At 70.8% G+C, this 25781-nt stretch carries 19 protein-coding genes and 2 pseudogenes; 14 read left to right on the top strand and 7 right to left on the bottom strand.

Annotated elements, in window-relative coordinates; genetic code table 11:
- Nucleotides 1-64: 64 nt before the first annotated feature.
- On the top strand, nt 65-1726 hold the full coding sequence (locus FGD71_RS07965) for a type 2 periplasmic-binding domain-containing protein (protein WP_119099684.1): 1662 nt from the start codon (nt 65-67) through the stop codon (nt 1724-1726).
- A 24-nt stretch (nt 1727-1750) separates the two neighbouring features.
- A pseudogene (locus FGD71_RS07960) lies at nt 1751-1908 on the top strand (IS5/IS1182 family transposase); the annotation flags it as partial.
- A 29-nt stretch (nt 1909-1937) separates the two neighbouring features.
- On the opposite strand, the gene FGD71_RS07955 reads toward FGD71_RS07960, so the two are convergent.
- Entirely contained in the window at nt 1938-4346 is a 2409-nt protein-coding gene (locus FGD71_RS07955) for a SpoIIE family protein phosphatase (RefSeq protein ID WP_119099683.1), read from the bottom strand.
- A gap of 317 nt (nt 4347-4663) precedes the next feature.
- Between FGD71_RS07955 and FGD71_RS07950 the strand changes: the two genes are divergently transcribed.
- Nucleotides 4664-7783, top strand: coding sequence for a glycoside hydrolase family 2 TIM barrel-domain containing protein (locus FGD71_RS07950; RefSeq protein WP_119099682.1), 3120 nt, complete (start codon nt 4664-4666; stop codon nt 7781-7783).
- Nucleotides 7784-7874: 91 nt separating this feature from the next.
- Here FGD71_RS07950 and qcrB read toward each other — a convergent pair.
- Nucleotides 7875-9484 (bottom strand): annotated as a pseudogene (gene qcrB / locus FGD71_RS07945) (cytochrome bc1 complex cytochrome b subunit); the annotation flags it as partial.
- Between the two features lie 383 nt (nt 9485-9867).
- Here qcrB and FGD71_RS07940 point away from each other — a divergent pair.
- From FGD71_RS07940 to FGD71_RS07930, 3 genes are all read left to right on the top strand, one after another.
- Nucleotides 9868-10113 (top strand): hypothetical protein, encoded by a 246-nt coding sequence (locus FGD71_RS07940; RefSeq protein WP_119099681.1) that lies wholly within the window; start codon nt 9868-9870, stop codon nt 10111-10113.
- Nucleotides 10114-10116: 3 nt separating this feature from the next.
- A complete protein-coding gene (locus FGD71_RS07935) occupies nt 10117-10494 on the top strand; it encodes a toxin Doc (protein ID WP_119099680.1) in 378 nt (125 codons plus the stop codon).
- Between the two features lie 441 nt (nt 10495-10935).
- Complete coding sequence (locus FGD71_RS07930; RefSeq protein ID WP_119099679.1) at nt 10936-12720, top strand: ricin-type beta-trefoil lectin domain protein; 1785 nt, start codon at nt 10936-10938, stop codon at nt 12718-12720.
- Nucleotides 12721-12828: 108 nt separating this feature from the next.
- On the opposite strand, the gene FGD71_RS07925 is transcribed toward FGD71_RS07930, so the two are convergent.
- Both FGD71_RS07925 and FGD71_RS07920 read right to left on the bottom strand, forming a co-directional pair.
- Nucleotides 12829-13998 (bottom strand): lactate 2-monooxygenase, encoded by a 1170-nt coding sequence (locus tag FGD71_RS07925; protein ID WP_119099678.1) that lies wholly within the window; start codon nt 13996-13998, stop codon nt 12829-12831.
- A gap of 159 nt (nt 13999-14157) precedes the next feature.
- Nucleotides 14158-14739: a hypothetical protein gene (locus FGD71_RS07920; protein ID WP_119099677.1), complete on the bottom strand. Its 582-nt coding sequence runs from the start codon at nt 14737-14739 to the stop codon at nt 14158-14160.
- Nucleotides 14740-15073: 334 nt separating this feature from the next.
- On the opposite strand from FGD71_RS07920, the gene FGD71_RS07915 reads away from it, so the two are divergent.
- Entirely contained in the window at nt 15074-15508 is a 435-nt protein-coding gene (locus FGD71_RS07915; RefSeq protein ID WP_119099676.1) for a protease inhibitor, read from the top strand.
- Nucleotides 15509-15705: 197 nt separating this feature from the next.
- On the opposite strand, the gene FGD71_RS07910 is transcribed toward FGD71_RS07915, so the two are convergent.
- Complete coding sequence (locus FGD71_RS07910) at nt 15706-15897, bottom strand: hypothetical protein (protein WP_119099675.1); 192 nt, start codon at nt 15895-15897, stop codon at nt 15706-15708.
- Nucleotides 15898-16073: 176 nt separating this feature from the next.
- On the opposite strand from FGD71_RS07910, the gene FGD71_RS07905 reads away from it, so the two are divergent.
- On the top strand, nt 16074-16781 hold the full coding sequence (locus tag FGD71_RS07905; protein ID WP_338120040.1) for a MerR family transcriptional regulator: 708 nt from the start codon (nt 16074-16076) through the stop codon (nt 16779-16781).
- On the opposite strand, the gene FGD71_RS07900 is transcribed toward FGD71_RS07905, so the two are convergent.
- A complete protein-coding gene (locus tag FGD71_RS07900; RefSeq protein WP_119099673.1) occupies nt 16760-17236 on the bottom strand; it encodes an STAS domain-containing protein in 477 nt (158 codons plus the stop codon). The two genes, FGD71_RS07905 and FGD71_RS07900, sit on opposite strands and share 22 nt — an antisense overlap.
- A gap of 226 nt (nt 17237-17462) precedes the next feature.
- Between FGD71_RS07900 and FGD71_RS07895 the strand changes: the two genes are divergently transcribed.
- From FGD71_RS07895 to FGD71_RS07870, 6 genes are all read left to right on the top strand, one after another.
- Nucleotides 17463-17996, top strand: a complete 534-nt coding sequence (locus tag FGD71_RS07895; RefSeq protein WP_119099707.1) for a GNAT family N-acetyltransferase — start codon at nt 17463-17465, stop codon at nt 17994-17996.
- Between the two features lie 86 nt (nt 17997-18082).
- Nucleotides 18083-19579, top strand: a complete 1497-nt coding sequence (locus tag FGD71_RS07890) for an ABC transporter substrate-binding protein (RefSeq protein ID WP_119099706.1) — start codon at nt 18083-18085, stop codon at nt 19577-19579.
- A 12-nt stretch (nt 19580-19591) separates the two neighbouring features.
- Nucleotides 19592-21442 carry an ABC transporter permease subunit gene (locus FGD71_RS07885; protein ID WP_119099672.1) on the top strand — a complete coding sequence of 617 codons (1851 nt, stop codon included), beginning with the start codon at nt 19592-19594 and terminating at the stop codon, nt 21440-21442.
- Nucleotides 21439-22797, top strand: a complete 1359-nt coding sequence (locus FGD71_RS07880; protein WP_119099671.1) for an MDR family MFS transporter — start codon at nt 21439-21441, stop codon at nt 22795-22797. The genes FGD71_RS07885 and FGD71_RS07880 overlap by 4 nt, the downstream gene beginning before the upstream one ends.
- A gap of 102 nt (nt 22798-22899) precedes the next feature.
- The gene (locus tag FGD71_RS07875; protein WP_119099670.1) at nt 22900-23256 is read left to right on the top strand and encodes an ArsR/SmtB family transcription factor; all 357 of its coding nucleotides are present in this window, start codon (nt 22900-22902) and stop codon (nt 23254-23256) included.
- 6 nt (nt 23257-23262) lie between these two features.
- Nucleotides 23263-23799 (top strand): SRPBCC family protein, encoded by a 537-nt coding sequence (locus FGD71_RS07870; protein ID WP_119099669.1) that lies wholly within the window; start codon nt 23263-23265, stop codon nt 23797-23799.
- A gap of 4 nt (nt 23800-23803) precedes the next feature.
- Here FGD71_RS07870 and FGD71_RS07865 read toward each other — a convergent pair whose 3' ends face one another.
- Complete coding sequence (locus FGD71_RS07865) at nt 23804-25768, bottom strand: DUF2264 domain-containing protein (RefSeq protein WP_119099668.1); 1965 nt, start codon at nt 25766-25768, stop codon at nt 23804-23806.
- Nucleotides 25769-25781: the final 13 nt, after the last annotated feature.

Raw genomic sequence — 25781 nt, 5'->3', positions numbered from 1 at the left:
CCTCACCCACGCTCGCCCTCACCTCCCCGCTTGCCATCCCCCTGTCAGCAGAAGGGACTTCCCCATGCCTCGTTCGCGTCTACTCACCAGAGCGGCGGTCGCCGGGACGGTGCTCGGCACTCTGGCGGCCTGCACCGGTGGTTCGTCCAGCGATACCGACGATTCCAAGCCGCTCCCCACGATCACGGGGAATCCGCCGGTCACCCTCAACGTCTTCGCCCCTCAGGCTGCGGACCAGAACCTCAAGACCAACCAGTTCACCCAGCTGATCAAGCGGAAGTTCAACATCACCATCAACTGGCAGACGACCACCCAGGACGGCGGCCCGGCCAAGGAGAAGCGCCAGATCTCGCTGGCCAGCGGTGACCTGCCCGACCTGTACCTGCTGATTCCCTGGGTCGACCAGTTCACCCAGACCGAGCTCCTCAAGCTCTCCACCCAAGGCGTCATCCAGCCGCTGAACAAGCTGATCGACCAGTACGGCCCCAACATCAAGAAGGCATTCGCCGATGTCCCCGCATACAAGCGGATGGCCACCGCACCCGACGGCAAGATCTACGGTATGCCCCAGTGGGTCGACTGCTACCACTGTTCGTACCCGTCCAAGCTGTGGATCAACAGCGCGTGGCTGAAGAAGCTGGGGCTGAAGCCGCCGACGACCACGGACGAGTTCCGCAGCGTGCTCCGCGCCTTCAAGACCAAGGATCCCAACGGCAACGGCAAGGCCGACGAGGTTCCGCTGAGCGGGGACACCGGGGACACGATCATCCCGTACCTGATGAACGCGTTCATCGACACCCCGAACGGCAACTTCACCCCCGACACCAACCCCACCCTGGTCCTGAACAACGGCAAGGCCGACATCCAGGCGAACAAGGAGGGCTGGCGCGAGGGCCTGAGGTACATCAAGTCGCTCTACGACGAAGGTGTGATCGACAGCAGCGTCTTCACCCAGAACGCGGACGCCCTACTGAAGCTGGGCGACAAGGCCGGCGGCGCGGTCCTGGGCTCGGCGACGGTGATGCACCCCAACATCTTCGTCTCTCAGGGACAGAAGGACGGCCGCGACCAGCAGTACGACGCGCTGCCTCCGCTGACCGGCCCGGAGGGCAAGAGCTACGCGACGTACACCTCGCCGTCGGTGCCCGGAGCGACCTTCGTCCTCACGACCAAGGCCTCACAGACCGAGCAGATCCAGGCGATCAAGATGCTGAACTACATCTTCAGCGAGGAGGGTGAGCTCAACGGCATGTTCGGCCCGGCGGGCAAGGGCTGGGTCGAGCCGGGCCCGAAGGACGTCGCACTCGACGACAGCCTGAAGGCGAAGTACAAGCGCGGGCCCACGACCAACGGCAACTGGGGTGCGCTGGCGCAGTACAACAACACCGCGGAGTTCCGCAACACGGAGGCGGTGGCCAAGGACACCAAGTCGCCGGAAGGATACGAGCGCCGGCTCTTCGAAGCCACGAAGCTCTACGAGGGGCACGAGTCCAAGTCGTCGCCCGTGTTCCCATACGGGGAGGCGTGGATCGACCCGGCGCGGGCAGGCGAACTCGCCACGCTCCAGACGAACATCGGCACCTTCGTACAGCAGAGCGCGGTGCAGTTCATCACCGGCAAGAAGTCCCTCGACACCGACTGGGACTCGTACCTCAAGAACCTCGACCGGCTCGGGCTGAAGCGCTTCCTGCAGATCTACCAGCAGGCGTACGACAAGGCGCACTGACCAGGGGGTGGCCGGTGCACAGAAGACCGGATCGTCGGCCTCGTCCCCGACCAGATCGCCGTCGACGGGTCGATCACCAAAGCGCCCGGCGGCGGCGAGGCCGCCGGGCGCTCCCCGGTCGACCGCGGCAACCGGGCCTGAAACGCTCCGGTATGACGGACGGTTACGGCATTCCACCAGGCCCTCTCGTCACCTTCCCGACGCCCGCGGGTCAGTCCTCGCCCAGTGCCAGCTCCGCCCAGATCGTCTTGCCCTCGGCGGTGTGCCGGTTGCCCCAGCGTTCGGTGAGCTGGGCCACCAGGAGGAGGCCGCGGCCGCCTTCGTCGAAGATCTTGGCGCGGCGCAGATGCGGGGCGGTGTGGCTGGTGTCCGACACCTCGCAGATGAGCGTCATGGCGTCGTGGATGAGGCGCAGCCGGATGGGGCGGTCGCCGTACCGGATGGCGTTGGTGACGAGTTCGCTGACGACGAGTTCGGTCGTGAACGCCGCCTCGTCCAGCCGCCAGGTGCCGAGCTGCGATACGACCTGCTTGCGGATCGGGGCGACGAGGGCGGGGTCGGCGGGGATGTCCCAGGTGGCCACCTGGGACGTCGGAAGTCCGCGCGTACGGGCTAGGAGCAGGGCGACGTCGTCGGGTATGCCGGTCGGCGGGAGCAGCGCCTGGAGGATGTGGTGGCAGGTGTCGTCCAGGGAGCTCGAGGTGCGGGCCAGCGCCTGGCACAGCATCCGGTGGCTGACGTCGACGTCCCGGTCACGGCTCTCGATCAGGCCGTCGGTGTAGAGAGCGAGCACGCTGCCTTCGGGGAGCGTGACCTCCGTGGACTCGAAGGGCAGTCCGCCGAGGCCGAGGGGAGGCCCGGACGGCATGGGGATCTCCTGGGGCGGACCGTCCGGCGGGAGCATCACCGGTGGCGGATGTCCGGCCCGGGCGAGGGTGCAGCGGCGGGCCACCGGGTCGTACACGGCGTACAGACAGGTGGCGCCGACCTCGCCCGTAGTTCCCTCGCTGCCCGCCTCCGCGGAGAGCTGGACGACCAGGTCGTCCAGGTGGGTCAGCAGCTCGTCCGGTGCCAGGTCGATGTCGGCGAGGGTGCGCACGGCCGTCCGTATGCGCCCCATGGTGGCCGAGGCCTGGACCCCGTGGCCGACGACGTCACCGACGACCATGGCGACGCGCATCCCCGACAGCTGGATCACGTCGAACCAGTCGCCGCCGACCGCGGCCCGCGACGCGGGCAGATAGCGCGACGCCACCTCCACGGCGGCGGTGCGCGGCAGCGTCCGCGGCAGCAGGCTGCGCTGCATGGCGAGCGCGGTCTCGCGCTCGCGGGAGAAACGGCGGGCGTTGTCGATGCAGACGGCGGCCCTGGCCGTGATCTCCCCGGCGATCAGGACGTCGTCGGCCGTGAAGGGGTCCGTCCGCCGGAACCGCGTGAGGACTGCGACGCCCAGCGTCGCACCACGGGCCTGAATGGGCACGGACATCGTCGAGTGGATTCCGTACGTTCTGACGCGCTCGCGGCGCACCGGGTCCCAGGCGAGCCAACGCGAAAGCGTGGTGGCGGGGTCCGCGGCGACGATGGGACGGCCGGCCAGCAGGGAGTCTGCCTGAGGCGAAGAGGCGGGGTAGGCCTCGACCTGGCCCACTTTGACCACCGCCTCCGGATTGCCGGCGTGCACCGACCGGTGGGCGGCGCGGCGCAGGCTCACGGGTGCGGACAGCGGTCCGGAGAACGGCTCGCCGCCGTGGTCCAGTGGGTCCATGAGGTCGACGCTGACGAAATCGGCGAGCGCGGGCACGAACACGTCGGCCAGTTCCTGGGCCGTACGGGTGACGTCGAGGGTGGAGCCGAGGCGGATGCTCGCCTCGTTGACGAGCTGGAGGCGCTGCCGGGCGAGGTAGTGCTCGGTGAAGTCATGGGCGGAGACGCATACGCCGCGGACCCTGCCCTCGAAGGCGAGCGGTGCGATCCGCGAGAACCAGGCCGCGCCGTCGGCGCCGCTCCCGGTCCCCATGGGCGTCCGCAGGCCCTCCGGCTGCCCGGTGCGGAGCACCCGGAGCATGTGCTCCTCGAGTTCCTTGGTCCCCGGGCTGCTGCCTATCTCGGGGGCGCGCAGCCCGCGGATCCGCTCTTCCGGGAGACCGAGCGCATCGGCCATCGCCGTGTTGATCCGGTGCAGCCGCAGCCGCTCGTCGAAGATCGCCGTGGAGCAGGGCGACTGTTCCACGAACGCGGTCAACAGGGGATCGTCCGTCGGGAGCGGGTCGCCGTTGTCCACCGGGGTGACCACGAGCCAGCCGCTGCGGTCGCCCTGCTCGGGCCGCAGCCGGTGCGCGAGGAGCCACACGGTCCGGGCACGGCCGTCCTGATGACGCAGTGTGAGCGTGCCGTTCCAGCGGTTGTCGGCGGCCGGGGGGCGTGCGACTTCGGCATCCGGTGCCAGCAGGTCTGCCGCGGGCCGGCCGACGACGTCGGCCGATGTGTGCCCGAGGAGGCGCCGGGCGCCTTCGTTCCACTCGACGAGGATGCCGTCGCCGTCAATGACAGCCCGTGCCGTGCCGGTCTCGTCGAACGGGTAGTCCGGGCCATCGCCCGGTCTGTCGTTGTGGCTCCCCATCGCGCCACTCCATTGCGCACACTCACAGTGAACGGGTGCGTCACTCGCGCTCCCAGCGTAATGTGTCGCGGCGCCCGGCACAGGAGAGAGCGTGCAGCGCACCCCCATACCGGCTGGCGCTCCGACGCGCCACGGTGGGATTCAGGAACGCGCCACGGTGGGATTCAGGCCGATGTGCCGCAAGGGACGGAAAGCGCTTACCGAGGCCTTGACGGTCTCCGGAGTCATGCCGTCAGAATCTGTTTGTTCACGACCGGTTGTGGTTGATCACGAGCAGTTGTGAGTACTCAGGGGCCCTTGACGAAAGGGAAACCGTCATGACGGTGACTCGCAGATCGGCACTGATCTTAGGTACGACGGCTCCGGTGATCCTCGCGGGTACCTCCTCCCCAGGGGCCGCCGCGCATGCTGCCACGCAGGCCGTGCCCCAGGCCCGTGCCGCCACCGGAGGGCGGACCGTCCCGCTCCGCGACGGCTGGCGCTTCGCGCTCGTCAACCCGGCAGGCATCACCGATCCCACGGGCGCGTACGCCCGCGCCGCCGAGCCCGGCTACGACGACTCGGACTGGCGGCACGTCACCGTGCCGCACGACTGGAGCATCGAGCAGACCCCCACCACCGAGCACGGCACGCGCAGCGACACCGGCTTCCTCCCCGGCGGCCTCGGCTGGTACCGGATCGCCTTCACCCTGCCCCGCACGTACGCGGGCAAGCGGGTCTTCGTCGAGTTCGACGGCGTCTACATGGATGCGTACGTCTACTGCAACGGTGAGCTCGCCGGCCGACACCCCTACGGGTACACCGGGTTCGCTCTCGACGTCACCGATCTGCTGCACGCCGACGGCACCACGGCCAATGTCATCGCCGTCAAGGTCCACAACCAACTCCCCAGCAGCCGCTGGTACTCCGGCAGCGGGATCTACCGAGAGGCCCGCCTCGTCGTCACCGAACCGGTGCACGTCCAGCGGTGGGGAACCTGTGTGACCACGCCCGAGATCGAGGAGGGGCGCGCGCTCGTACAGGTGGAGACCAGCGTCGTGAACGCGTCGGGCGCGGCGAGACCGGTCGAGGTCAGGTCGAGCGTCGTCGACCCCGACGGCCGCACGGTGGCCCGCCGGACCTCCACGCTGAACATCGGGGACACGGCCACCGAGACCCACCGACTGACCGTGAAGAAGCCCCGGTTGTGGTCCTTCGACACCCCTGACCGCTACACACTCCTCACCGAACTCCGCGTCGACGGCGAGACCACCGACACGTACCGCACCACCTTCGGCATCCGCCACGCCGTCTTCGACCCCGACGACGGAATGACCCTGAACGGCGTCCACGCCAAGCTGCGCGGCGTCAACCTCCACCACGATCTCGGCGCCCTCGGCGCGGCCGTCAGCGCGGACGCCGTGGAACGCCAGCTGAAGATCATGAAGAGCATGGGCGTCAACGCCCTGCGCACCTCGCACAATCCGCCCGCCCCCGAGGTGATCGAGGCCTGCGAGCGGCTCGGCATCGTGATGATGGTGGAGGCTTTCGACTGCTGGCAGCGCGGCAAGAACAAGTACGACTACGGCCGTTTCTTCGACGCCCACAGTGACGCGGACATCGCCGAGATGGTGCTGGCCGCCCGGAACTCACCCGCCGTCCTCATGTGGTCCATCGGCAACGAGGTCCCCGACTTCACGTCCACGGCCGGACTGACCATGGCCGACCGGCTCATCGCCGGCGTCAAGAAGCTCGACGAGACCCGCCCGATCGTGATCGGGTCCCACCGGCACCGCAGCGTGCCCCCCGCCGGATCACCGGCGGACCTGCTGCTCGCCAAGATCGACGGACTCGGCCTCAACTACAACACCGCCGCCTCGGTCGATGCCCTGCACGCCCGCTATCCCCGCCTCTTCCTCTTCGAGTCGGAGTCCTCGTCGGAGACCTCCACCCGTGGGACGTACCAGGAGCCGGAGCGCCTCAACACGGGCGAGAACCACACCCCGGGCCGGCGCGCGACGTCCTCGTACGACAACAACCTCGCCTCGTGGACGATGAGCGGCGAGTACGGACTGAAGAAGGACCGGGACCGGAAGTGGTTCACGGGCGAGTTCCTGTGGTCGGGGATCGACTACATCGGCGAGCCGACGCCGTACGACGTGTTCCCGGTGAAGGCGTCGTTCTTCGGCGCTGTGGACACGGCGGGCTTCCCGAAGGACATGTACTACCTCTTCAAGAGCCAGTGGACCGACGAGCCCATGGTCCATCTGCTCCCCATGAACTGGACCGACCACCGCCCGGGCGACACCGTGGAGGTCTGGGCGTACTCCAACGTGGACACGGTCGAGCTCTTCCTCGACGGGAAGTCGCTGGGCACCAGGAAGTTCGACGAGAAGAAGACCACCGACGGCCGCACCTACCTGGAGACCACCGAGGCGACCGGAGACGACAAGACCGTCACCGGTGGCCCCTGGCCCGGCAGTTACACCAGCCCGAACGGCAGCGCGGGCAAGCTCCATCTCACCTGGAAGGTGCCGTTCGCGCCGGGTGAGCTCAAAGCGGTGGCCCGGCGCGACGGCAAGGTGGTCGCCACGGACGTCCTGCGCACCGCGGGGAAGCCACACGCCGTGCGCCTCACGCCCGACCGCACGTCCCTTCCCGCAGACGGCCGTTCCCTGTGCTTCGTGACCGCGGAGGTGGTGGACGCCCGAGGTGTGGTGGTGCCCGGCGCGGATCCGGTCATCGCCTTCGAGGCCGACGGCGGCTCGCTGGCCGGGCTCGACAACGGGCGCGAGGAGAGCGCCGAGCGCTACCAGGCGAGCACCCGCACCGCCTTCCACGGAAAGGCCCTGGCCATCGTCCGCTCCGGCACCAGGGCCGGACGCCTCACCCTCCGGGCACGCTCGGCGGGACTGCGGACCGGCACCGTCACCGTACGGACGACGGCCGCGAGCTCGAAGATCCTGACCCCGGCGGCGGACTTCGCGCCCGACCCCGGTCCGGGCTCCCCGGGCCACCCCGTGGCGGACGCCAGTTACTCCGGCCGCCCGGGCACCCTGCCCGCCGCGATGCTCGACGGCGATCCGGCCACCGGCTGGTCCAACGCCTTCCACAAGGAGGCCACCGCCCTGCTGCCCGCCTTCAACGGCGCCCGCCCCGAGGACTGGGTCTCGGTGGCGTGGGGACGGACGCGCACCGTCGACCGCGTCGAGGTCTCCTTCACCGTCGACGCGACGCACACCCTGCCCGCCACCGTCGAGGTCGCGTACTGGGACGGCCACCGCTACCGGCCCGTGCGGGGAGCCGCCGTCGACTGGGCCACCGCGTCCGACGCCCCGACCGTGATCACCTTCGACGCCGTACGGGGCAGCCGGCTGCGGCTCACCCTGACGAGCCGCCATCCGGGCGAGGCCCGGGGCGCCCAGCGGATCAGCCGTCTGGAGGTGCCGGCTCGCTGACCGGGCGGGCCTCCCGGGGATCCTCGGCCGTGTGGGCCTGCCGGTACTCCTCGGGCGCGTGGGCCTGCCGGTACTCCTCGGGCGCGTGGGCCTCCCGGTACTCCTCGGCCGTCGGCTTGGCCACCTGCGAGCCGTCGCCGTAGAGACCGCGCGACAGGCCGATGCGCAGGCGGAGCAGGCGGCTCGTGCGGTTCGGTACGCCGTTCGCGTCCCGCGCCGGCCCCGGCGCGAGCGGCCGGGGCTGCTCGTGCTGGGTCAGGGTGTGCAGTTCGGCGGGGGAGAGGGGCTGGTGCAGCTCGACGAACTCGCCGTGCGGCAGGCGCTTGACCACGCCGGTCTCGCGACCGTGCAGCACCAGCTCGCGGTCGCGGAGCTGGAGCCCGAGGCAGACGCGCCGGGTGACGGTGAAGACCACGACGGGGACGACGAACAGCGCGATCCGGGCCGCCCAGGTGACCGTGTTGATCGACAGATGGAAGCGGGTGGCCACGATGTCGTTGCCGCCCGCCGCGAGCAGCACCAGATAGACGCTGATCCACGCCGTGCCGATGGAGGTACGCACCGGCCGGTTGCGCGGGCGGTCCAGCAGATGGTGCTCGCGCCGGTCGCCCGTGATCCAGGACTCCAGGAACGGATAGACGCCGATGAGGACGAGGAGGAGCGGAAAGACGACGATCGGGATCAGCACTCCGAGGACCAGGGTGTGGCCCGCCACGTCGATCTCCCAGCCGGGCATGATGCGCACCAGGCCCTCCGCGAAGCCCAGATACCAGTCGGGCTGGGCTCCCGTGGAGACCTGATCGGCACGGTAAGGACCGTACGCCCAGACCGGGTTGATCGTCGCGATCGCCGAGATGACCGCGATCACCCCGAACACCAGAAAGAAGAATCCGCCCGCCTTCGCCAGGTACACCGGCATGAACGGCGCGCCCACGACATTCCGTTCGGTCCTCCCGGGCCCCGGGAACTGCGTGTGCTTGTGATACACGACCAGGATCAGATGGGCGACCACCAGGGCCGCCATGATGCCGGGGATCACCAGGATGTGCAGGGAGTAGAAGCGGGCGACGACGTCATGCCCGGGAAACTCACCGCCGAACAGGAAGAAGGACAGATACGTCCCGACGATGGGCACCGAAAGGATCGCGCCGTCCACGAACCTGACACCGGTGCCGGACAGCAGATCGTCCGGCAGCGAGTAGCCGAACAGCCCTCGAACATGCCGAGCAGCAGCAGCGTCCAGCCGAACAGCCAGTTGATCTCACGGGGTTTGCGGAACGAGCCCGTGAAGAAGTGCCGCATCATGTGCATGAGCATCCCGGCGACGAAGATCAGTGCGGCCCAGTGATGGATCTGCCGGATCAGCAGACCGCCCCGTACGTCGAAGCTGATGTCCAGTGTCGACGCGTACGCCTCCGACATCCTCACGCCGTTCAGCGGGACGTAACTGCCGTGGTACGTCACCTCGTTCATCGACGGATGGAAGAACAGCGTGAGGTAGACGCCCGTGAGGATCAGGACGACGAAGCTGTAGAGGCAGATCTCCCCGAGCAGGAACGACCAGTGGTCCGGGAAGACCTTGCGCAGATACTTCCTGCCGAGGGTGTGGGTGCCCAGGCGTCCGTCGAACCAGTCGGCCACGCGCCGGCCCGAGGACGCCTGCTCGGCCCTGCGTGGGGCCGGCCGCCCGGTCATGGTCATGCGTACTCACCCTCCGTCTCGAGCGGTTGCGGCAGGTCCTCGGTGTCGGCGATGCCGCCGGGCAGGTTGTAGGTGATCGCGAACAGCAGCTCGCGATGGTCCATGAACGGGCCGGTGGCCCTGTATCAGGGCCTCGTCGGTCTCCGTCTCGGTCTCCGTCTCCGGTGCCGGACTGTCGGACATGCGTGTCGCCTTCCCGTAGCGCCTCACCAGTGCGAGGGCTCCGGGGGCCCGGAATGTGACATCCGCCTGGAGGAACGTGACGTACGTCTCAGTCGTGCCTGTGCCGGTGTGCGGCGCGCGCCGACCCGTTTGGTACCGCCCTGCAGCGCTCTTGACCTGCTGCTATTTACGAGTAAGTACCCGCGCGGTACCGTGAGGGCATGCCAGCTCTCAACGTGGAGTTCAGCGAGCGCGAGCTCGAGGATCTGCGGCAGATCGCCAAGGAGCGCGGTACGTCGATGAAAGCCTTGGTACGAGAGGCGGCCGCCGCCGACATCGTGCGGCACCGCGCTCTGCAGGAAGGCGCGGACGTGTTCCGCCGGTTCTTCGCGGCTCACGCGGACGAGTTCGCCGCGGCCTTCCCCGACGACGAGCCACCTCACAAGGGCGAGGGGCGGGCCGCCTGACCCATGGCCGCCGTCATTCACATCGACGTGCCCTGGCTGCTCCAGCGGCACGAAGAGGTCCTGCCCGACCAGCCCACCGTGAACGATTTCTCCGCGCTGGTCGCCGCCGTGGCGCGGCATCGCGTGGATCCGCCCCGGCTCGGCGTGGACTCGGACCCGGCCTGGCGTGCCGCCGCGCTGCTGCACACGCTGGCTCAGCTGAAACCGCTGCCTTCCGCCAACGCCCGCTTCGCCTGTTCGACGGCGGTCGCTTACATGTTCGTCAGCGGAGTCGGAATCGATCCGCCCTACGGGGCTCTGGTCGACCTCGCGCGCGACCTGATGTCCGGCAAGGCGGACGTCTTCGCGGCGGCGGACCGCCTGCGTTCCTGGCAAATCTGACCGGTCCGCTCCGCGGGGGGTCGTGTCTCGGCCGTGGGCGGTCCCGCGGCTGGTCGCACAGTTCCCCGCGCCCCTGAAGGGGCGCGGAACGACGAATGTCCCCATTTCGAAAGCGGGTGCGAGCGGGGGCGAGTTGGGTGGGCCTTGTGCTGACTTTCCTTCAGACGTGGATGTTGCTGAAGTCGTCCAAGTGCCTTGTTGGGTGTGAGAGTTCTGTGCAAGGGTGAACTTCCTAGCGCATGGTTAATGGTCAGGTCTGATTCGCTGCTCCGGATTTAGTTCCGCCGATGGCTCAAAAGGCCGTCGGTCGACGACCCCCGACCGGGTCACCCCCGGCCGCTTTCCGTGCGCCCAGCCAAAAAGGTACGCACCAACCAGGAGCACCTTTTCGGCGGTCACAACTTCTGTGTGCCATCTTGTGCCTTGGAAGGAAACCGCTCAGTGCACACCCCCCACCCGCCTCGTCCCACATACCCCCCTCGCCCCGGTGCCGCTCCCGGGGAATCAGACGAGAGCCTCGCAGCCCTCCTGCGGGCACAGCCGGAGGGAGAGCTCGCCCAGTCCATACCCCTGCTGTTCGCGCGACACTGGCAGCCGACGTACGACTACTCGGTCATCTGCCTCGCTTCCAAGGCACACGTCGCCTCCATGGTCACGGCGGCCGCCTTCCAGCAGATCCTCGACCGCCTCAAGCGATCCGAGTCCGCCGTCGCGCTGCGTCCCCAACTCCTTGTGACCGTACGGGACACGGTCCGGGCCTGGTCCGCCGAGGACCGCATATCCGATGTCCTGCCGGAACTCCGGAAACCCGCCGGAGGCCGCGGTATGCGCGCCACGAAGTCGTTGACGCCGGAAAATCGCAAGCTCGCCGAGCGTTCTTTTCAGGCCCTCCCGGGACTTGCCCAGTGCGTGCTGTGGCACACCGAGGTCGAGGCCGAGCACATATCCGTACCCGCTGGTCTGTTGGGCATGGATCCCGACACGGCGTCGGCCGCCCTGGACCAGGCACGCGAGCAATTCCGCCAGGGCTGCGTACGGGCCCACCGGGAACTCGCGCCGAACAAGGATTGCCGCTACTACAACCGTCTCCTCGATGTCCCGATTCGGCGCGGCGGCGCCTTGCTGCCCGATGTCCAACAGCATCTGCTGGAGTGCCGCTTCTGCCGTTACGCCGCCGAGCAACTCAGCCACTTCGAGGGCGAGCTGGGCGTCCTGCTCGCCGAATCGGTGCTCGGCTGGGGCGCCCGCCGCTACGTCGATTCACGGCCGGGCCGAGGCCATGCGGGAGCGCGGCCGGGCCGTTCCGGCGGCAGGAGGCCGCGAGGCGGCGGCCGCCACCGCCTGCTGTCCTCGTTCCCGACGGGGGGACGACGAGCCCCGCAGAGCGGGCGGAACGCGAGGGCCATGTTCACCGGAGCGGGCCTGGTCACCGCAGCGGGCCTCGTCTCGGTGGCCTTGCTGGCGACGCTCCTGGTCACGACCATGTGGTCGCAGGACGACGGAGCCACCGATCCCTCGACCCCCGGAGCGTCCGGCACCAACGGCCCGAGCGCGGGCCCGAGTGCCGGCGCCGGTCCTCAGGCCCCGCCCGCCGGGTCGTCGTCTCCGCCGCCCGCACTGCCCACGCTCCCCGGGGAGACCCGCCTGCGCAATTTCGCCGCGGACCTCTGCCTTGACATCAAGGGTGGCAAGGCCAAGTCCGGTGCGGCCACCAAGCTGGTGGCGTGCTCCTCCGCCGAGACCCAGCAGTGGTCCTACGAGGAGGACGGACTGCTGCGCAGCGTCGCGAACCCCAAGCTGTGCCTGGACTCCCACGTGGACGCCGGTGTGGTCGTCCTGGGCGGATGCGCGTCCGCCGACGCCAAACGGGGCGACGACGTGCGCTACGACCTCACGGTGCGGGGCGAGTTGCTGCCGCGCTGGCATGAGGGCCTCGCGGTCGCTCCCTCCTCCAAGGATCCGAACGCGGACGTCGTCGTGAAGATCCGCGACAGGACCGACGAGCAGCGCTGGCTGACCGACGGCTCCACGGCCAGCCCCGAATCCCTGTCGATAGCCGGTACGGGTGCGCCGTCCACGCAGTCGGCCGATGACCGGCCGGCCGAGGGTGCGGACGCCGGGCAACCCGCCGGAATCCTGCGCGACGACTTGGCCACCGGCTCCGGCGCCGCCCCGCAGTCCGGCGTATCGGTGTCCGTCCACGAGTCCACGGAAACCACCGTCTAGGACTCGTCCGGGCGACTCGTCCGGGCCGTGGCGGCAGACGGTCGACCGCGGGACGGGGACAACAGGTGGAGAGCGTCCTGCTCGATGCTCGATGCTCGATCAGGGCGCTCACACGGTGTCCTCCACGAGGTCGGCGGAGCTGAGCGTGGCAGGGGAGGCGTGTCCGGACAGGGCGAGGGTGAGGTCGAGTTCGGCGAGGAGACAGCGGATGACGTGGTCGACGCCCGTCTGACCGTCGAGGCCGAGCCCGTACACGTACGGACGCCCGACGAGCACGGACTCGGCGCCCAGCGCCAGGGCCTTGAAGATGTCGTCACCCGTGCGGATGCCGCTGTCGAAGAGAACGGTCAGCCGGTCCCCGGCCGCCTCGACCACGCGGGGCAGCGCGTCGGCGGCGGCGACGGAGCCGGCCACCTGACGGCCACCGTGGTTGGACACGACCACCCCGTCCATCCCGGCGTTGGCGGCCCGGCGGGCGTCGTCCGGATGCAGGATGCCCTTGAGGAGGATCGGTCCGTCCCAGTTCTCGCGCAGGAACGCCAGGTCCGGCCAGGTCTTGCCCGGGTCGGCGAACATCCCCACGAAGTGCATCACGGCCGCGTTCGGGTCCTCGTGCACCGGCTTGGCCAGGCCCGCCTGGAACGCCGGGTCGGAGAAGTAGTTCGCGGTGCCCACTCCGTGCAGGAACGGCAGATACGCCTGGTCCAGGTCGCGCGGCCGCCAGGCGAGCAGCGGGGTGTCGAGCGTGACGAACAGCGCGGTGTACCCGGCGGCCTTCGCCCGGCTCAGGAAACTCCTTGTGACCTCGCGGTCCTTCGCCCAGTACAGCTGGAACCAGCGCTCCGCGTCGCCCATCGCAGCCGCCACCTCCTCCATGGGCGTGCTGGACGCCGAGGACAGGATGTACGGCACGCCCTGCGCCGCCGCGGCCCGGGCCGCGGCGGACTCGGCGTCCGGGTGCATGATCGACAGGACGCCGACCGGCGCGAGCGCGAGCGGCGCGGGCAGCGCGCGCCCCAACACCTCGACGGACAGGTCCCGTTCGCGCACATCTCGCAGCATCCGCGGCACGATCCGACGGCGGTCGAGCGCGGCCCGGTTCGCCCGTGCCGTACTGCCGTTGCCCGCGCTGCCCGCCACATATCCCACCGGGCCGGGCCCGAGGCGCCGCTCGATCAGTTCCTCCAGCCGTGTCAGATCGGTGGGCAGCCGTGGCACCGCCCCCGTCATGCCGTTCAGGTAGATCTCGTACTGGAAGTCCGCCCACTGCTTCGGCATCCGTATGCCCCGCCTCTTGTCGCTGAGATCGCGTCGTACCCGGAACGATCCTGACGACCGCGGCAGGTTCCGTCCACCGTGGTGCGCACTGCGCACTGCGCACGGCGTACCCCACGCGCACGACCGGTCTCGAGCGCGCGTCCGACGCCGCCTCCGGTGTCAGTTGTCGTTCGATGTGTCCGTGGGTTCGCCGGGTGGCGTGTCCTCCGGTTCATGAGCCGCGGTGTCGGGTCCCTGTGCGCGGACCCGTTGGACGTGTTCCAAGGAGTCGCGGAGTTCCGTGAGCCAGTCGTCCGCGTGGCGCTCGACGAGGCGCACGCACCAGGCGAGCGCGTCGCTGCGGCTGCGGGCGACCCCGGCGGCGACGAGGGTGTCCAGCACCTGCCGCTGGGGCTGCCTCAGGCGGGTCATGACGGGTGCGGCGACATGTGTGAACAGGGCGCGCTCGCCCCCGCACTCCACGCCCCACGAAACCTTCTTGCCGAAGCGGTGCTCGGCCTCGCGGGCCACGGCGATCCGGTCGTCGCGGGTGCGCTCCCGGAACTCCTGGATCCTGGACCGGACGGCCGCGTCCTTCTCGGCGTCCGAGGCGCTCTCGGCGAGCCGGGGCTCGGCTATGCGGCCGACGACGGTGATCTCCTCGCGGTCGACCGTCACTTCACTGAGGCTGTCGAAGAGATCGTCGGGCAGGCGGCCGGCGAACCAGCCGCGCAACTTCTCGTGCTGTTCCGCAGTAATCATGTAATGACAGTTACTCGTCGGCAGGCCCAGCGCAAGAGCCTGGTCTCAGCTGAAAGCGGAATGTTTCAGGCCTATTGCTGAGCAGTGCATATCCGGCCAGCTCGCCCCATCCGGGGTGTGGCGCCCGCTCTGTTGAGGGGGAGGCGCGTTCGAATTCCGTGACTTCGCGCCACTGATTCAACACGCAAGGTTACTGAAACGCGTGGGGTCCACGTGTGTTTCTGCCGCGGACTCGGCAGACTCGCCGTCGCCGGTCCGCCACACAGGATTCGGCACCCGCACGTTCCGGAACGCAAACGTTCCGGAACGCCATCTGAGCGGAAGGATGCACACAATGCCGACCACCGCGCGCTGGGCAGCAACCCTGACCCTGACGGCCGCCACTCTCTGCGGACCCCTGACCGGGGCCGCCCTCGCCGCCCCGGAGCCCGCCCCGTCCGCGCTCTACGCCCCTTCGTCCCTGGTGCTCACCGTGGGCCACGGCGACAGCGCGGCCGTCGCCACTGTCGAACGCGCGGTCACGCTGTCCTGTGCGCCGATCGCCTCGGGCACCCACCCGGCCTCCGTGCGAGCCTGCGCCGAACTGCGCGCCTCCGGTGGGGACTTCGACGCCCTGACCGACAGACGCGACGCCCTGTGCACCCGTGAGTACGACCCCGTGGTCATCACGGTCGACGGCGTCTGGCAGGGCCGGCGCGTCTCCTACGAGCGCACCTTCTCGAACGAGTGCGTGAAGAACTCCTACGGGACAGCCGTCTTCACGTTCTAAGGGCCGGGGTCGCGCGGCGCCCGTGAACGTCGACCGACGGCAGGTGGATGTCGACCGAGGGCCCGTAGCTGGGGAGTGCGGGTCCCGCCGCGGGTGCCGCGCGATCTCGCGCCGGGAGTCGGCAGGGACGGAAGTGGGGCCGTCCCGCCGACTCCCGGCATCAATGGTGACCATCGGTGCCGGTACTGCTCACGGCATCACTCGGGCGTGGTGATGCTCCAGCGCCCGACCTCGCGGTACTCCGAGTCGTAGATGGCCGATCCGTCTCCCGGCTTGAGGTCGTAGTGGTGGAGATTCCCGCCCCAGTACCGCAGGATCCGGCCGAGCTCCTGAGCGGTGTTCCCGTCCCAGGGCGTGTCCCCCATGTCGACTTCGAGCACGAACTTCACGTCGGCGCCCTCCCTTTCCAGGTCGATGTGCGACTCCTAGTGCGGCTGCAGCCCTTCAATCGTTTCATTGAAGTGCTTCTTGAGACTTGAGCCCGATGCGCAGCGGGAGCACTGCCCCCACTTATCCTGAAACCCTCAAATCGATGGGTGGGTACGGCGGGTGAGGTGCGGGTGAGGTGCGGGTGAGCGAACGGCTGCGGGCCGTCGACCTCGCGCGCGCGGCGGGCATCTCGACGCAGCAGGTCCGCAACTACGTGGAGACGGGGATCCTGCCTCCCGTCGAGCGCACGGACAGCGGCTATCGCGTCTTCACGACCGCACACGCCGAGGCGCTGACCGCCGCCCGCGAGCTCGCCACCGGCCACGGCTGGCCGACGACCGGCGCGATCATGCGCGCGGTGCACGACGAGGACCTGGAAGCCGCGCTCGCCGTCCTCGACGAGAGCCATGCCGAACTGCACCGGGAGCGGACCGAACTCGCCGCGGTGCTCGCCGCCCTGGACACGCTTCTCGCTGTCGGGGTCGCGCCCGGGGAGCGCGGGAGTCTGCGCATCGGCGAGGTGGCCGACGCCGTGGGCGTGCAGCCCCCCGTCCTGAGGCTGTGGGAGGCTCGCGGACTGCTGCGGCCCATGCGTGAGAAGTCCACGGGATACCGGCTCTACTCCGCTGCCGAGGCACGTATGGCGCAGGTCGTGGCGCTTCTGCGGCGCGGCAACCATCCCTTCGCCACGATCGAGGCGGTCCTCGCCGAGCTGCGGACCACAGGGAGCCCGGAGCGCGTTCGCCTCGCACTGGCCGCGCGTGAGCGGGAGTTGCATCACCGCAGTCTGAGCCGGCTGCGCGGCTCGGCGGCCCTGTACGCCTACCTCCGGCGCCTGCTCTGATTCGTTTTCGGGCCGCTCACTCCTGTGGGCGGGGGCTCTGATGCGCTGTCAGCGCCGGACGGAGGAGGAAGATCCGGGAGCGGCGGGAAACGTTTCAGGAGTCCCGAGGCGCGCAACAACCGGTGGATGCGGGGCTGGTCGGAGACGAGGCGGAGTGCGCCGCCGCGCTCCTTCGCGCGGCTGTCGGCACGGCACAGCAGGCGAAGCCCCGAGCAGTCGAAGAAATCGGCGGAGCGCAGGTCGACCAGGACCTGGGGCTGGGGGCGCGCGGTCGCGGCGTCCAGGTGCTCGGCCAGGGCGCCGGCCGTCGCCATGTCGATCTCGCCCAGCACCACGACCACCGTGAACTCGCCGCTCAGACGGCTGTGGGCGGATGGATTCGCCGCGGGGAGACCGGATACGTCCGCGCTGGTCTCGGGCAGTCCGGCGGTGCGGTCATCGGCTTCCGGTGGCATCTCGACTCCACCTCGTGCGGGGGAGGACATATGTGATCTCGGTAGTTACCCCGGCAGCCCAGGGGCCATCCCCGACACGCCGCCCGCAAGATCAGGTTCACTCGACTCGGTGAATTTCGGGAAGAAGTGTTGACTTCTGTCGCGCAGGCAAACCGCACCAGGGTCGGGCGGGCAAGGGGCTCCACCCCGGACGGGACGGCAGGGCCTTAATGCATATGATGTGCAGGTGCGTAGCTACTGCATCAGAACCGCGACCCCCGACGACCTCGACGACGCGCGATCCGTGATGCTCGACATCGTCTACGAGGACTTCGGCACAGGGTACGTACCGCGCTGGCACCGCGACATCGTCGACCTCCACCAGGCCTATGTCGCGCCCGCACGGCACACCTTGCTCGTCGCGGTCGACGAGCGGGACGGCACGGTGGCCGCGACCGCCGCGCTCGACTCCCGGGGACCGGCCCATCCGCCGAACCCGCGCCACCTGGCCGAGCGCTACCCCTCGGGGCGTACCGCCCAACTGCGCCGTGTGTACGTACGTCCCGAGCACCGGCGGCGCGGCCTGGCCCGGCGGCTCGTGGACGAACTGCTCGACTTCGCGACGGCCGACGGCGGCTACCGCGCCGTCTACCTGCATACGGATCCCGCGGTGCCGGGCGCCGAGGCGTTCTGGCGCTCCCTGGGCAAGTCGGTGCACGACGAGCGCGAAGAGCCGGGCGGAGGGCAGGGAATCGTGCATTTCGAGGTTCCCTTGCCCTGACGGCCCCTCAGGAGCTCAGGGACCCCACGGACCCGATGGGCACGCCCGCGCACCAACCGTCCCCGCCCCTCACGAAGAAAGAGACCATGCCCTCTCTGCCGCGCCGCCGCCGGTTCGTCGCCGGCCTCCTGCTCACCCCGCTGCTCAGCGGCTGCTTCGCCTCGGGCGGCGAGGACTCGTCCGACGCCGCGGGCGGCTCCAGGCTGCGGGTCGCACTCGCCTTCCCGCCCGCCGAGAACTTCTCCCCGTACGGCGCGGACGCCACCCTCCTCAGCAGGCTCGGCGTCACCGAGGGACTCACCCGCCTCGACGCCAACGGCGCGGCGGCCCCCGCGCTGGCCGAGTCGTGGAGCCGCGAGAACGACCGCAGTTGGCTGTTCACCCTGCGCGAGGCGACCTTCCAGGACGGCACCGAGGTCACACCGAAGGCGGTCGCGGCGTCCCTCACGCACGCGGCCCGCGCCGAGCCCGCGACCCCCGCGCTGACCGGCGTCGAGCTCACCGCCGAGGCAGCGGGCGGCGCACGGGTACGGGTGACCACCTCCGCACCCGACCCCGTACTGCCGCTGCGCCTGTCGAGCCCCGGAGTTCCCGTGCTGTCGGCCAAGGCCTACGCGAAGAAGGACGCGGTCCGTCCGGTCGGCACCGCCACCGGCCCCTTCGAGATCACCGACGTCACCGGCACCACCGTGGCCACCCTGGACCGCTTCGACGACTACTGGGGCGGCCGCGCGCAGGCCTCCGGCGTCGACGCGAAGTTCATAGCCGACGGCACGGCCCGTACCAACGCGCTGCGCACCGGCGAGACCGACATCGCCGAAGCCGTCCCGGTCTCGCAGGCCGCCTCGCTGGACGAGGGGGACCGCCGTGAGACGGCCACCACTCGCACCACGAGCCTGCTGCTCAACACCAAGTCCGGCGCCTTCGAGGACCCCAAGGTACGGGCCGCCGCACGCGAGGCGATCGACACCTCCTCCCTCGCCAAGGGGGTGTACGAGGGGCACGCCGACCCCGGCGCCGGGATCTACGGGCCCGCCCTGACCTGGGCGGCCGACAAACGCGTCAAGCCCTCCGGCCGGGCCCGGGCCGCGGGCGCCCAGGGCACGACGATCACCGTGGCGACGTACGACAACCGGCCCGAACTGCCCGAGGTCGCCCAAGTCCTCGAGCAGCAGCTCGAAAAGGCGGGCTTCGAGGTCAAGTTGGAGGTACGCGAGTACGCGCGGCTCGAAAGTGACGCGCTGGCAGGGAAGTTCGACGCGTTCGTCTCCGCACGCAACACCATGCTCGACACCGGCGACCCGGTCTCGATCCTCGCCGGCGACCACACCTGCGACGGCAGCTACAACCTGGCGCTGCTGTGCGACAAGACGGTCGACCGGGCCGTCTCCCAGGCCGGGTCGATCACCGACACCGCGAAGCGGCAGGGCGCGGCGATGAAGGCCGAGGCGGCGGTCCTCGGCACGGACGCGGTGGTGCCGCTCGTCCATCAGCGGATCATCACCGGCGTCGGCGGCGACGTGAGCGGAGTGCAACTCGACCCGTACGAGCGCAGCCTCGTCGGAGTCGGGACGCGGCGCTGACGGGTGGCGTCCATGCTCAAGACGGTCGTACGAGGCGGGGCGCCCGTGCTGCTCTGGCGCGCCGTCCTCGTCGGTGCCCTGCTGTGCGGGGTCGGGCTGTTGCCCTGGCTGACGCGCACCGACCCGGCGCTCACCGTGCTCAAGGCGCGGTCCGCGGAACGCGACCCCACCCCCGAGGCGCTGGAGGCGATCCGCTCCGAACTCGAACTGGACGCCGGGCCGTTGCGTCTGCTCGGAGCCTGGCTCGGCGGGCTGCTGCGTGGTGACGCCGGCCGGTCCTGGATCTCCGGTGCCGAGGTCACGCCGTCGGTCCTCGAGGCGCTCGGGGTGTCGCTGCTGCTGATGGCCGGTGCGCTGGCCGTCGCGGTCATCACGGCGGGCGCGGTGTGCGCGCGGACCTTGTGGCTCGGGTCGCGGTGGCGGCTCGCCGGGCGCCCGTCCGGGGCCACCGGGTCGGCGTTCCTGTCCACGCTGCCCGACTTCCTGATCGCGTCGGTGCTCGCCGCCGTGGTCGGCGTACAACTCGGCTGGCTGCCCGCGCTCGGCTGGTACGGGCCCCAGTGGATGGTGCTGCCCGCGCTGTCGCTGGGCCTGCCCGCGGGCGCGCTGCTCGGCCGGCTGCTCGACGACATGCTGCCGGGCGCGTTCGCGGAGCCCTGGGCGCTGGCGGCCGCGGCGCGTGGAGTCCCCGGCCGCGGGGTTGCCCGGCAGGCGCTGCGTCGCTGCGTACCCGGACTGCTCCCGAACACCGGTCTGTTCGTCGTCGGCCTGACCGGCGGCGCGGTCGCCGTGGAACAGGTCTTCGACATCCCCGGACTCGGACGGCTGACGTTGCAGGCCGCCGTGGCGCAGGACCTGCCCGTACTCCAAGCCGGAACGACGGCCCTCGTCCTGCTGGCGGCGGTCGCCTCAGGCCTCGCCCGGCTCGCGGCACGGCTTCTCGTCGGACCGGCCCTGCGCGACGGCGCGCTGTCCTCGCTGCACCGCCCGACGCCGACGCGGCCCTCGACCCTGCCTCTTCTGTACGGCGGGCTGCTGCTCGGCGCCGTCGCGCTCGGACTGGACCGGGACCCGGTGGCGCTGGACACCATGGCACGGCTCCAATCCCCTTCCTGGGACCACCCGTTCGGCACGGATGCCCTGGGCCGCGATGTACTGGCGCGGGTCGGGCACGGCGCGTGGGACACGCTGGCCCTCGCCGTCGCGGTGAGCGCGGCCGCCTTGGCGGTAGGGGTCGTACTGGGTCTGCTGCCGAGGTTCTCCGGCCCGCCCGCCGACACGGTCAACGCCGTGCCGCCGGTCCTCGCCGCCCTCCTCGTCACCGGTGTCGCGGGGAGCGGCGCCTCGACCCCGGCCCTCGCCGTGACCGCCGTCGCCTGGGCGCCGCTGGCCGCCCACACCTCGGCGCTGCTCCAACAGGAGCGCGCCACCACGCACTTGGCGGCGACCCGCGCTCTGGGAGCAGGCCCGCTGTACCTCCTGAGGCGCGAACTCCTCCCCGCCGTCCTGCCCCCGGTCGTCCGCCACGCCCTCCTGCGCCTGCCGGGCGTGGCCCTCGCTCTGGCGGCCCTCGGCTTCCTCGGCCTGGGCGCCCAACCGCCGTCGCCCGAGTGGGGGTTGCTCCTGTCCGAGAACCAGCCGTACGCCGAACGCGCCCCGTGGGCCGTCCTGGCCCCGGCCGCCGCGCTCGCCCTGCTGGGGGCGGTGGCGGTGACGGCCGGGGGAGGGGTGCGGCTGCCAAGGCTGCCGCGACCGCGACGGTCGGGTGGGGCGGTGTTCGAGGGCGAGATGCGAGCGGAGCACGAGCAGCGGTCCGAAGAACGCGAGCCGCTGGCCGCGAGTTCCATGGGGGAGAGGTCATGACCGAGCAGAAGCAACCACGCCAGGCTGAGACCCGGACGGGCACCCCCCGCCGCAGCAGGCGCCTGCTGCGGTCCCTGCGGACCTTCACTTCCCTCTCCCCGCTGCTCCGCCTCCTCATCCTCACCCAACTCGCCTTCAACATCGGCTTCTACGCCGTGCTGCCGTTCCTCGCCGAACACCTCGGCACGGCGATCGGCCTGGCGGGATGGCTGGTCGGACTGGTCCTCGGCCTGCGCACCTTCAGCCAGCAGGGACTGTTCGTGGTGGGGGGTGCGCTGGCCGACCGGTACGGAGTACGCCCGGTGGTGCTGGTCGGCTGCGTCCTGCGGATCGCGAGCTTCGGCTGGCTCGGATACGCGGACGCGAGCTGGGCGGTCATCGGCGCGGTCCTCCTGATCGGCTTCGCCGCCGCGCTGTTCTCGCCCGCCGTCGAGTCGGAGGTGGCCCGGCAGGCGGTCTGCCGGGAGGAGGCGGGCGACGGCCCGCGTACGCACGTACTGGCCCTGTTCACGGTGGCGGGCCAGGCCGGCGCGTTCGTCGGCCCGCTGATCGGCGCCCTCCTGCTGGCCGTGGACTTCCGCGCCGTCTGTCTCGCCGGTGCCGGAGTCTTCGTACTCGTCCTGGCCGGGCACGCGTGGCTGCTGCCGCAGCACATACCCGGCCGGGTTCGCGCCAAGGGCCGTGGAGGCCTCCGCTCGCTGGTCCGCAACGGCCGCTTCCTCGCCCTGTGCGGCGCGTACGGCGCCTACCTGCTGGCGTACAACCAGCTCTATCTCATCCTCCCCGCCGAGGTGGAGCGTGCGGCGGGCTCGCAGGCGCCGCTGGCGTGGCTGTTCGCGCTGTCCTCGCTTCTGGTCGTGACCGCCCAGCTGCCGGTCACGCGCTGGGCGGCGGACCGGCTCGACCTGCGCCGGTGCATGGCCGCGGGGTTGCTGCTCATCGCGGCCGGGTTCGCGGTCGTGGCCGTGGCCCGGCCCGCCGGGTGGACCGGCACCGCGGGGCTGCTGCCCGCGGCCGGCTACGTCGTCCTGCTCACCCTCGGCCAGATGCTCGTCGCCCCCGCCGCCCGTGCCTGGGTGCCGGACCTCGCCGATCCCGACCGGCTGGGCCTCTACACCGGCGCGATGTCCTCCGTGTCCGGCCTGATCGTTCTCGCCGGGAGCGCGGCCACGGGCTCCCTCCTCGACTCCGGGCTGCCACCGGCCGTCCCGTGGCTCGTCCTCGCCGCACTTCCCGCCGCGGCGGTCGCGTTGCTGCCCCGCCGCCCCGTCCCGACTGGAGCGGCCGGAGCGGCCGGAGCCGCCGGGCCACCGGCCAAAGCGGCCGCGGACGCCGTCGAGGACCGGGCCACATAGCCGCCTTCGCCCGGTGGCCCTCCCTCGCCCGGTACAAGGTCCGGATCGCGCAAGGCGATATATTCCTTGACTGGCATATAACCGCCGAGGCATATTTGAACCATGTCCGACGCCTCCCTGTGGACCGCGCTCGCCGATCCGCACCGGCGGGTCATCGTCGGCCTGCTCCTGGAGCGGCCCCGACCTGTCGGTGAGATCGTCGACGCATGCGGCCTGAGCCAGCCGAGCACCTCGAAGCATCTGCGGGTGCTGCGAGACGCGGGGCTGGTGCGCGTACGGCAGGACGCGCAGCGCCGCGTCTACGCCCTCGATCCTGCGCCGATCGCGGAGCTGGACGCCTGGCTGGCCCCGTACCGGAAGCTGTGGAACAGCAGCCTCGACGCACTCGGGCACCGGCTGGACGAGACGGCGCCCGGGGAGCCGCCGGACCACACCCAAGCCCCCACCTCGAAGGACTGAGCCACCATGTCCGCCGAACTCACCGGAACCTACCTGACCCTGGACGACGGCCGCCCGGCCGTCCGCTTCAGCCGCACCTACGACCACCCCATCGACCGTGTCTGGCAGTTCGTGACCGATGCGGACGAACTGGCCCACTGGTTCCCCTCCCGCGCCGAGATCGAGCTGCGTGTCGGCGGCACGATCACGTTCAGCGGCGACCCGAACCTGGAGGACACGACGGGCCGGGTGATCGCCGTCGAGGCGCCCCGGCACCTGTCCTTCGAGTGGAGCGGCGACGAACTGCACTTCGACCTGGAGGAGTTGGACGAGAAGCGGACCCGCTTCACGCTCACCAACGTGCTGGTGGAGGAGAACACCGCCGCCCGTAACGGCGCGGGCTGGGAGGTGTGCCTCACGGCCCTCGACGCCTGGTCCCGCGGCGAGCGGTTCGAGGGCCCGCACGCCGGTGCCTCCGCACCCTGGCAGGAGATCTACCGCGGTTACGTCGCGGCCGGAGTCCCTTCCGGTGCGCCGGTACCGGGCCTGGACGACGGGAGCTGAGCGGTCACGCCGGATCCCCGGCGGCGGTGCGGTCCGTCGTGACCGTGGGGCCGCCGTCGCCGAAGTCCACGACCGTACGGGCCCCGTCGGCCCAGCGGACGGTGACCGTCAGGCCGCTCACCTCGGCGGTGGCCTGCCCGGCGAGTCGGGACGCACCGGGTTCGCCGGTGAGGGAGGCCAGCGCGGCGAACACCGTGCCCGCCGGGTTCTCTTCGACGGTTCCGGTGAGTTCGGGGACCAGGGCCCAGGGGCCGTACGCCGTGCCCTGTGGTGCGCGGACGGTGCGCTGCGTCTGCCAGCCGTACAGGCCGAGCAACTGGCTGGTCACCTCAGGACCGTCGAGACGTATTTCCGCGCGCTGTTCTGCCTCGGCGGGCGCGGCCTCCGGCGACGCGGCGACGGCCCAGCCGCTGTGGTGGATCGGGGTCCCGGCCGGGACCCCGACCGTCCGGTGCACGCGCAGTTCGAACCTGCCGCGCGCCAGCGTCAGACTCTCGATCCGGGCCGAGGGCAGGACCGGACCACCCTCGGGGAAGACCGGCCGGTGCGATGAGGCGAGCCAGTCGGGGCCGGCGGCGAGAGGGTTGATGCGTACCCGGGCGCTGCGGGTGCCACGTGCCTGGAGCGCGATGTGGTTGTCGGGGGTGTTGGCGGCGCTGGTCGGGCCGGTACGGGTGGAGTACGCGAGGCGGGCGTACAGCGGGTTTCCGGGGGCCCGCTCCGGCTCCCGGGAGTCGAGCTTGTAGCTGCCGTGGTTGTGCAGTCGCGCGAGGCCGTCCCGGCCGGTGGTCTGGATGAGGAGCCCTGGGGCGCGCAGGGCGAGGGCGCGGTCGGGCCCCTCGGCGGGCGCTTTCTCCTCGGTGGCCGTCCACACCGGGTCCCCGGGCGGCAGGAGCAGAGCCAGGAAGCCCTTGGACGCCCAGTACGGGGAGCCCGGCCCCGAGTAGCGCTGGAGCGTCGCCTCGTGCGGCCCGTACCAGCCGAGGCTGAGGACGCCGTCCGCGGTCAGGGCGCCGCGGTCGAGGAAGTGGCGCAGTGCCCCGCTGAGGACGCGGCGGGTGACGCCGGGCGCGAGCGGTGTCATGCCGGTGAGGGCGCCGAGGGCCACGGAGGCGCCCGCGGCGAAGCGGTAGGCCAGGGAGCGCCCGTGGTGGATCGGCGCGCCGTTCGCGTCGAAGAGCAGCGTGAAGCCGTCGAGGAACTCCCGCAGCCGCGGGCCGAGATGGTCGAGCAGCGCCCGGTCACCGGCCAGGTGGGCATGGAGCATCGGGTACAGGTGCAGGGCCCAGCCGTTGTAGTGGTCGAAGGACCGGCCGTCGCCGTCGGAGTACCAGCCCTGCCCCTGGTACCAGCCGTCCAGCAGGTCGAGCCCGCGCTCGATCCCGCGGCGCGTCTCGGCGTCGCCCCGTCCGACGGATTCGAGGAACCCCGCGACGGTCAGCGGGAAGAGGTACCAGTTGTTCGGGGCGGGTGTGTGCCGCAGCGCGCCGCGCAGCCACTGTTCGAGGCGGTCCTGGTCGGCGGCGGGCATGGTGTCCCAGGTCCACGGCGTGGTCAGCCGCAGGGCCAGTGCCACCGAGGCGGACTCCACCATGGGCTGGCCGTGGATGCCGTGGTGGCCGATCACCGGCCAGGACTCGGCGTCGTCGCGCCCGGGGGTGCGGGTGCCGCGTGCGATGCCGGAGTTGTAGCGCTCCAGGAACCCGTGCGGGTCCTTGCCGGACGCCCCGGCGGTACGCAGCGCCGCCAGCAGGAACGTACGGGCGAATCCTTCGAGCCCGTCGGAGCGCACCCCGGACTTGGAGGGCGGGCCGGGCAGGTCGATCAGGGCCTGGCCGGGGGTGGCGTAGCGGAGGGCGGCGGCCAGCATCCGGTCGGCGGTGGCCTCCCAGTGGGCGCGGGTGCAGCCGGTGTGCGGGCTGAGGGTGCGATCTTCCTCGGGGGCTGTGGGGCGGGGGTGTTCGGGCATGGGAGGGGCCACG

Source organism: Streptomyces sporangiiformans (assembly GCF_005768555.2).
Classification (GTDB): Bacteria; Actinomycetota; Actinomycetes; order Streptomycetales; family Streptomycetaceae; genus Streptomyces; species Streptomyces sporangiiformans.
Note: the sequence above shows the minus strand (reverse complement) of the source record. Positions and strands in the feature narration are given on the sequence as shown.

Excerpts from the sequence above, each read along its gene's own strand:
- FGD71_RS07965 (WP_119099684.1), top strand. The coding sequence starts at position 65 with ATGCCTCGTTCGCGTCTACTCACCAGAGCGGCGGTCGCCGGGACGGTG.
- FGD71_RS07955 (WP_119099683.1), bottom strand. The coding sequence starts at position 4,346 with ATGGGGAGCCACAACGACAGACCGGGCGATGGCCCGGACTACCCGTTC.
- FGD71_RS07950 (WP_119099682.1), top strand. The coding sequence starts at position 4,664 with ATGACGGTGACTCGCAGATCGGCACTGATCTTAGGTACGACGGCTCCG.
- FGD71_RS07940 (WP_119099681.1), top strand. The coding sequence starts at position 9,868 with ATGCCAGCTCTCAACGTGGAGTTCAGCGAGCGCGAGCTCGAGGATCTG.
- FGD71_RS07935 (WP_119099680.1), top strand. The coding sequence starts at position 10,117 with ATGGCCGCCGTCATTCACATCGACGTGCCCTGGCTGCTCCAGCGGCAC.
- FGD71_RS07925 (WP_119099678.1), bottom strand. The coding sequence starts at position 13,998 with ATGCCGAAGCAGTGGGCGGACTTCCAGTACGAGATCTACCTGAACGGC.
- FGD71_RS07920 (WP_119099677.1), bottom strand. The coding sequence starts at position 14,739 with ATGATTACTGCGGAACAGCACGAGAAGTTGCGCGGCTGGTTCGCCGGC.
- FGD71_RS07915 (WP_119099676.1), top strand. The coding sequence starts at position 15,074 with ATGCCGACCACCGCGCGCTGGGCAGCAACCCTGACCCTGACGGCCGCC.
- FGD71_RS07900 (WP_119099673.1), bottom strand. The coding sequence starts at position 17,236 with ATGCCACCGGAAGCCGATGACCGCACCGCCGGACTGCCCGAGACCAGC.
- FGD71_RS07890 (WP_119099706.1), top strand. The coding sequence starts at position 18,083 with ATGCCCTCTCTGCCGCGCCGCCGCCGGTTCGTCGCCGGCCTCCTGCTC.
- FGD71_RS07885 (WP_119099672.1), top strand. The coding sequence starts at position 19,592 with ATGCTCAAGACGGTCGTACGAGGCGGGGCGCCCGTGCTGCTCTGGCGC.
- FGD71_RS07880 (WP_119099671.1), top strand. The coding sequence starts at position 21,439 with ATGACCGAGCAGAAGCAACCACGCCAGGCTGAGACCCGGACGGGCACC.
- FGD71_RS07875 (WP_119099670.1), top strand. The coding sequence starts at position 22,900 with ATGTCCGACGCCTCCCTGTGGACCGCGCTCGCCGATCCGCACCGGCGG.
- FGD71_RS07870 (WP_119099669.1), top strand. The coding sequence starts at position 23,263 with ATGTCCGCCGAACTCACCGGAACCTACCTGACCCTGGACGACGGCCGC.
- FGD71_RS07865 (WP_119099668.1), bottom strand. The coding sequence starts at position 25,768 with ATGCCCGAACACCCCCGCCCCACAGCCCCCGAGGAAGATCGCACCCTC.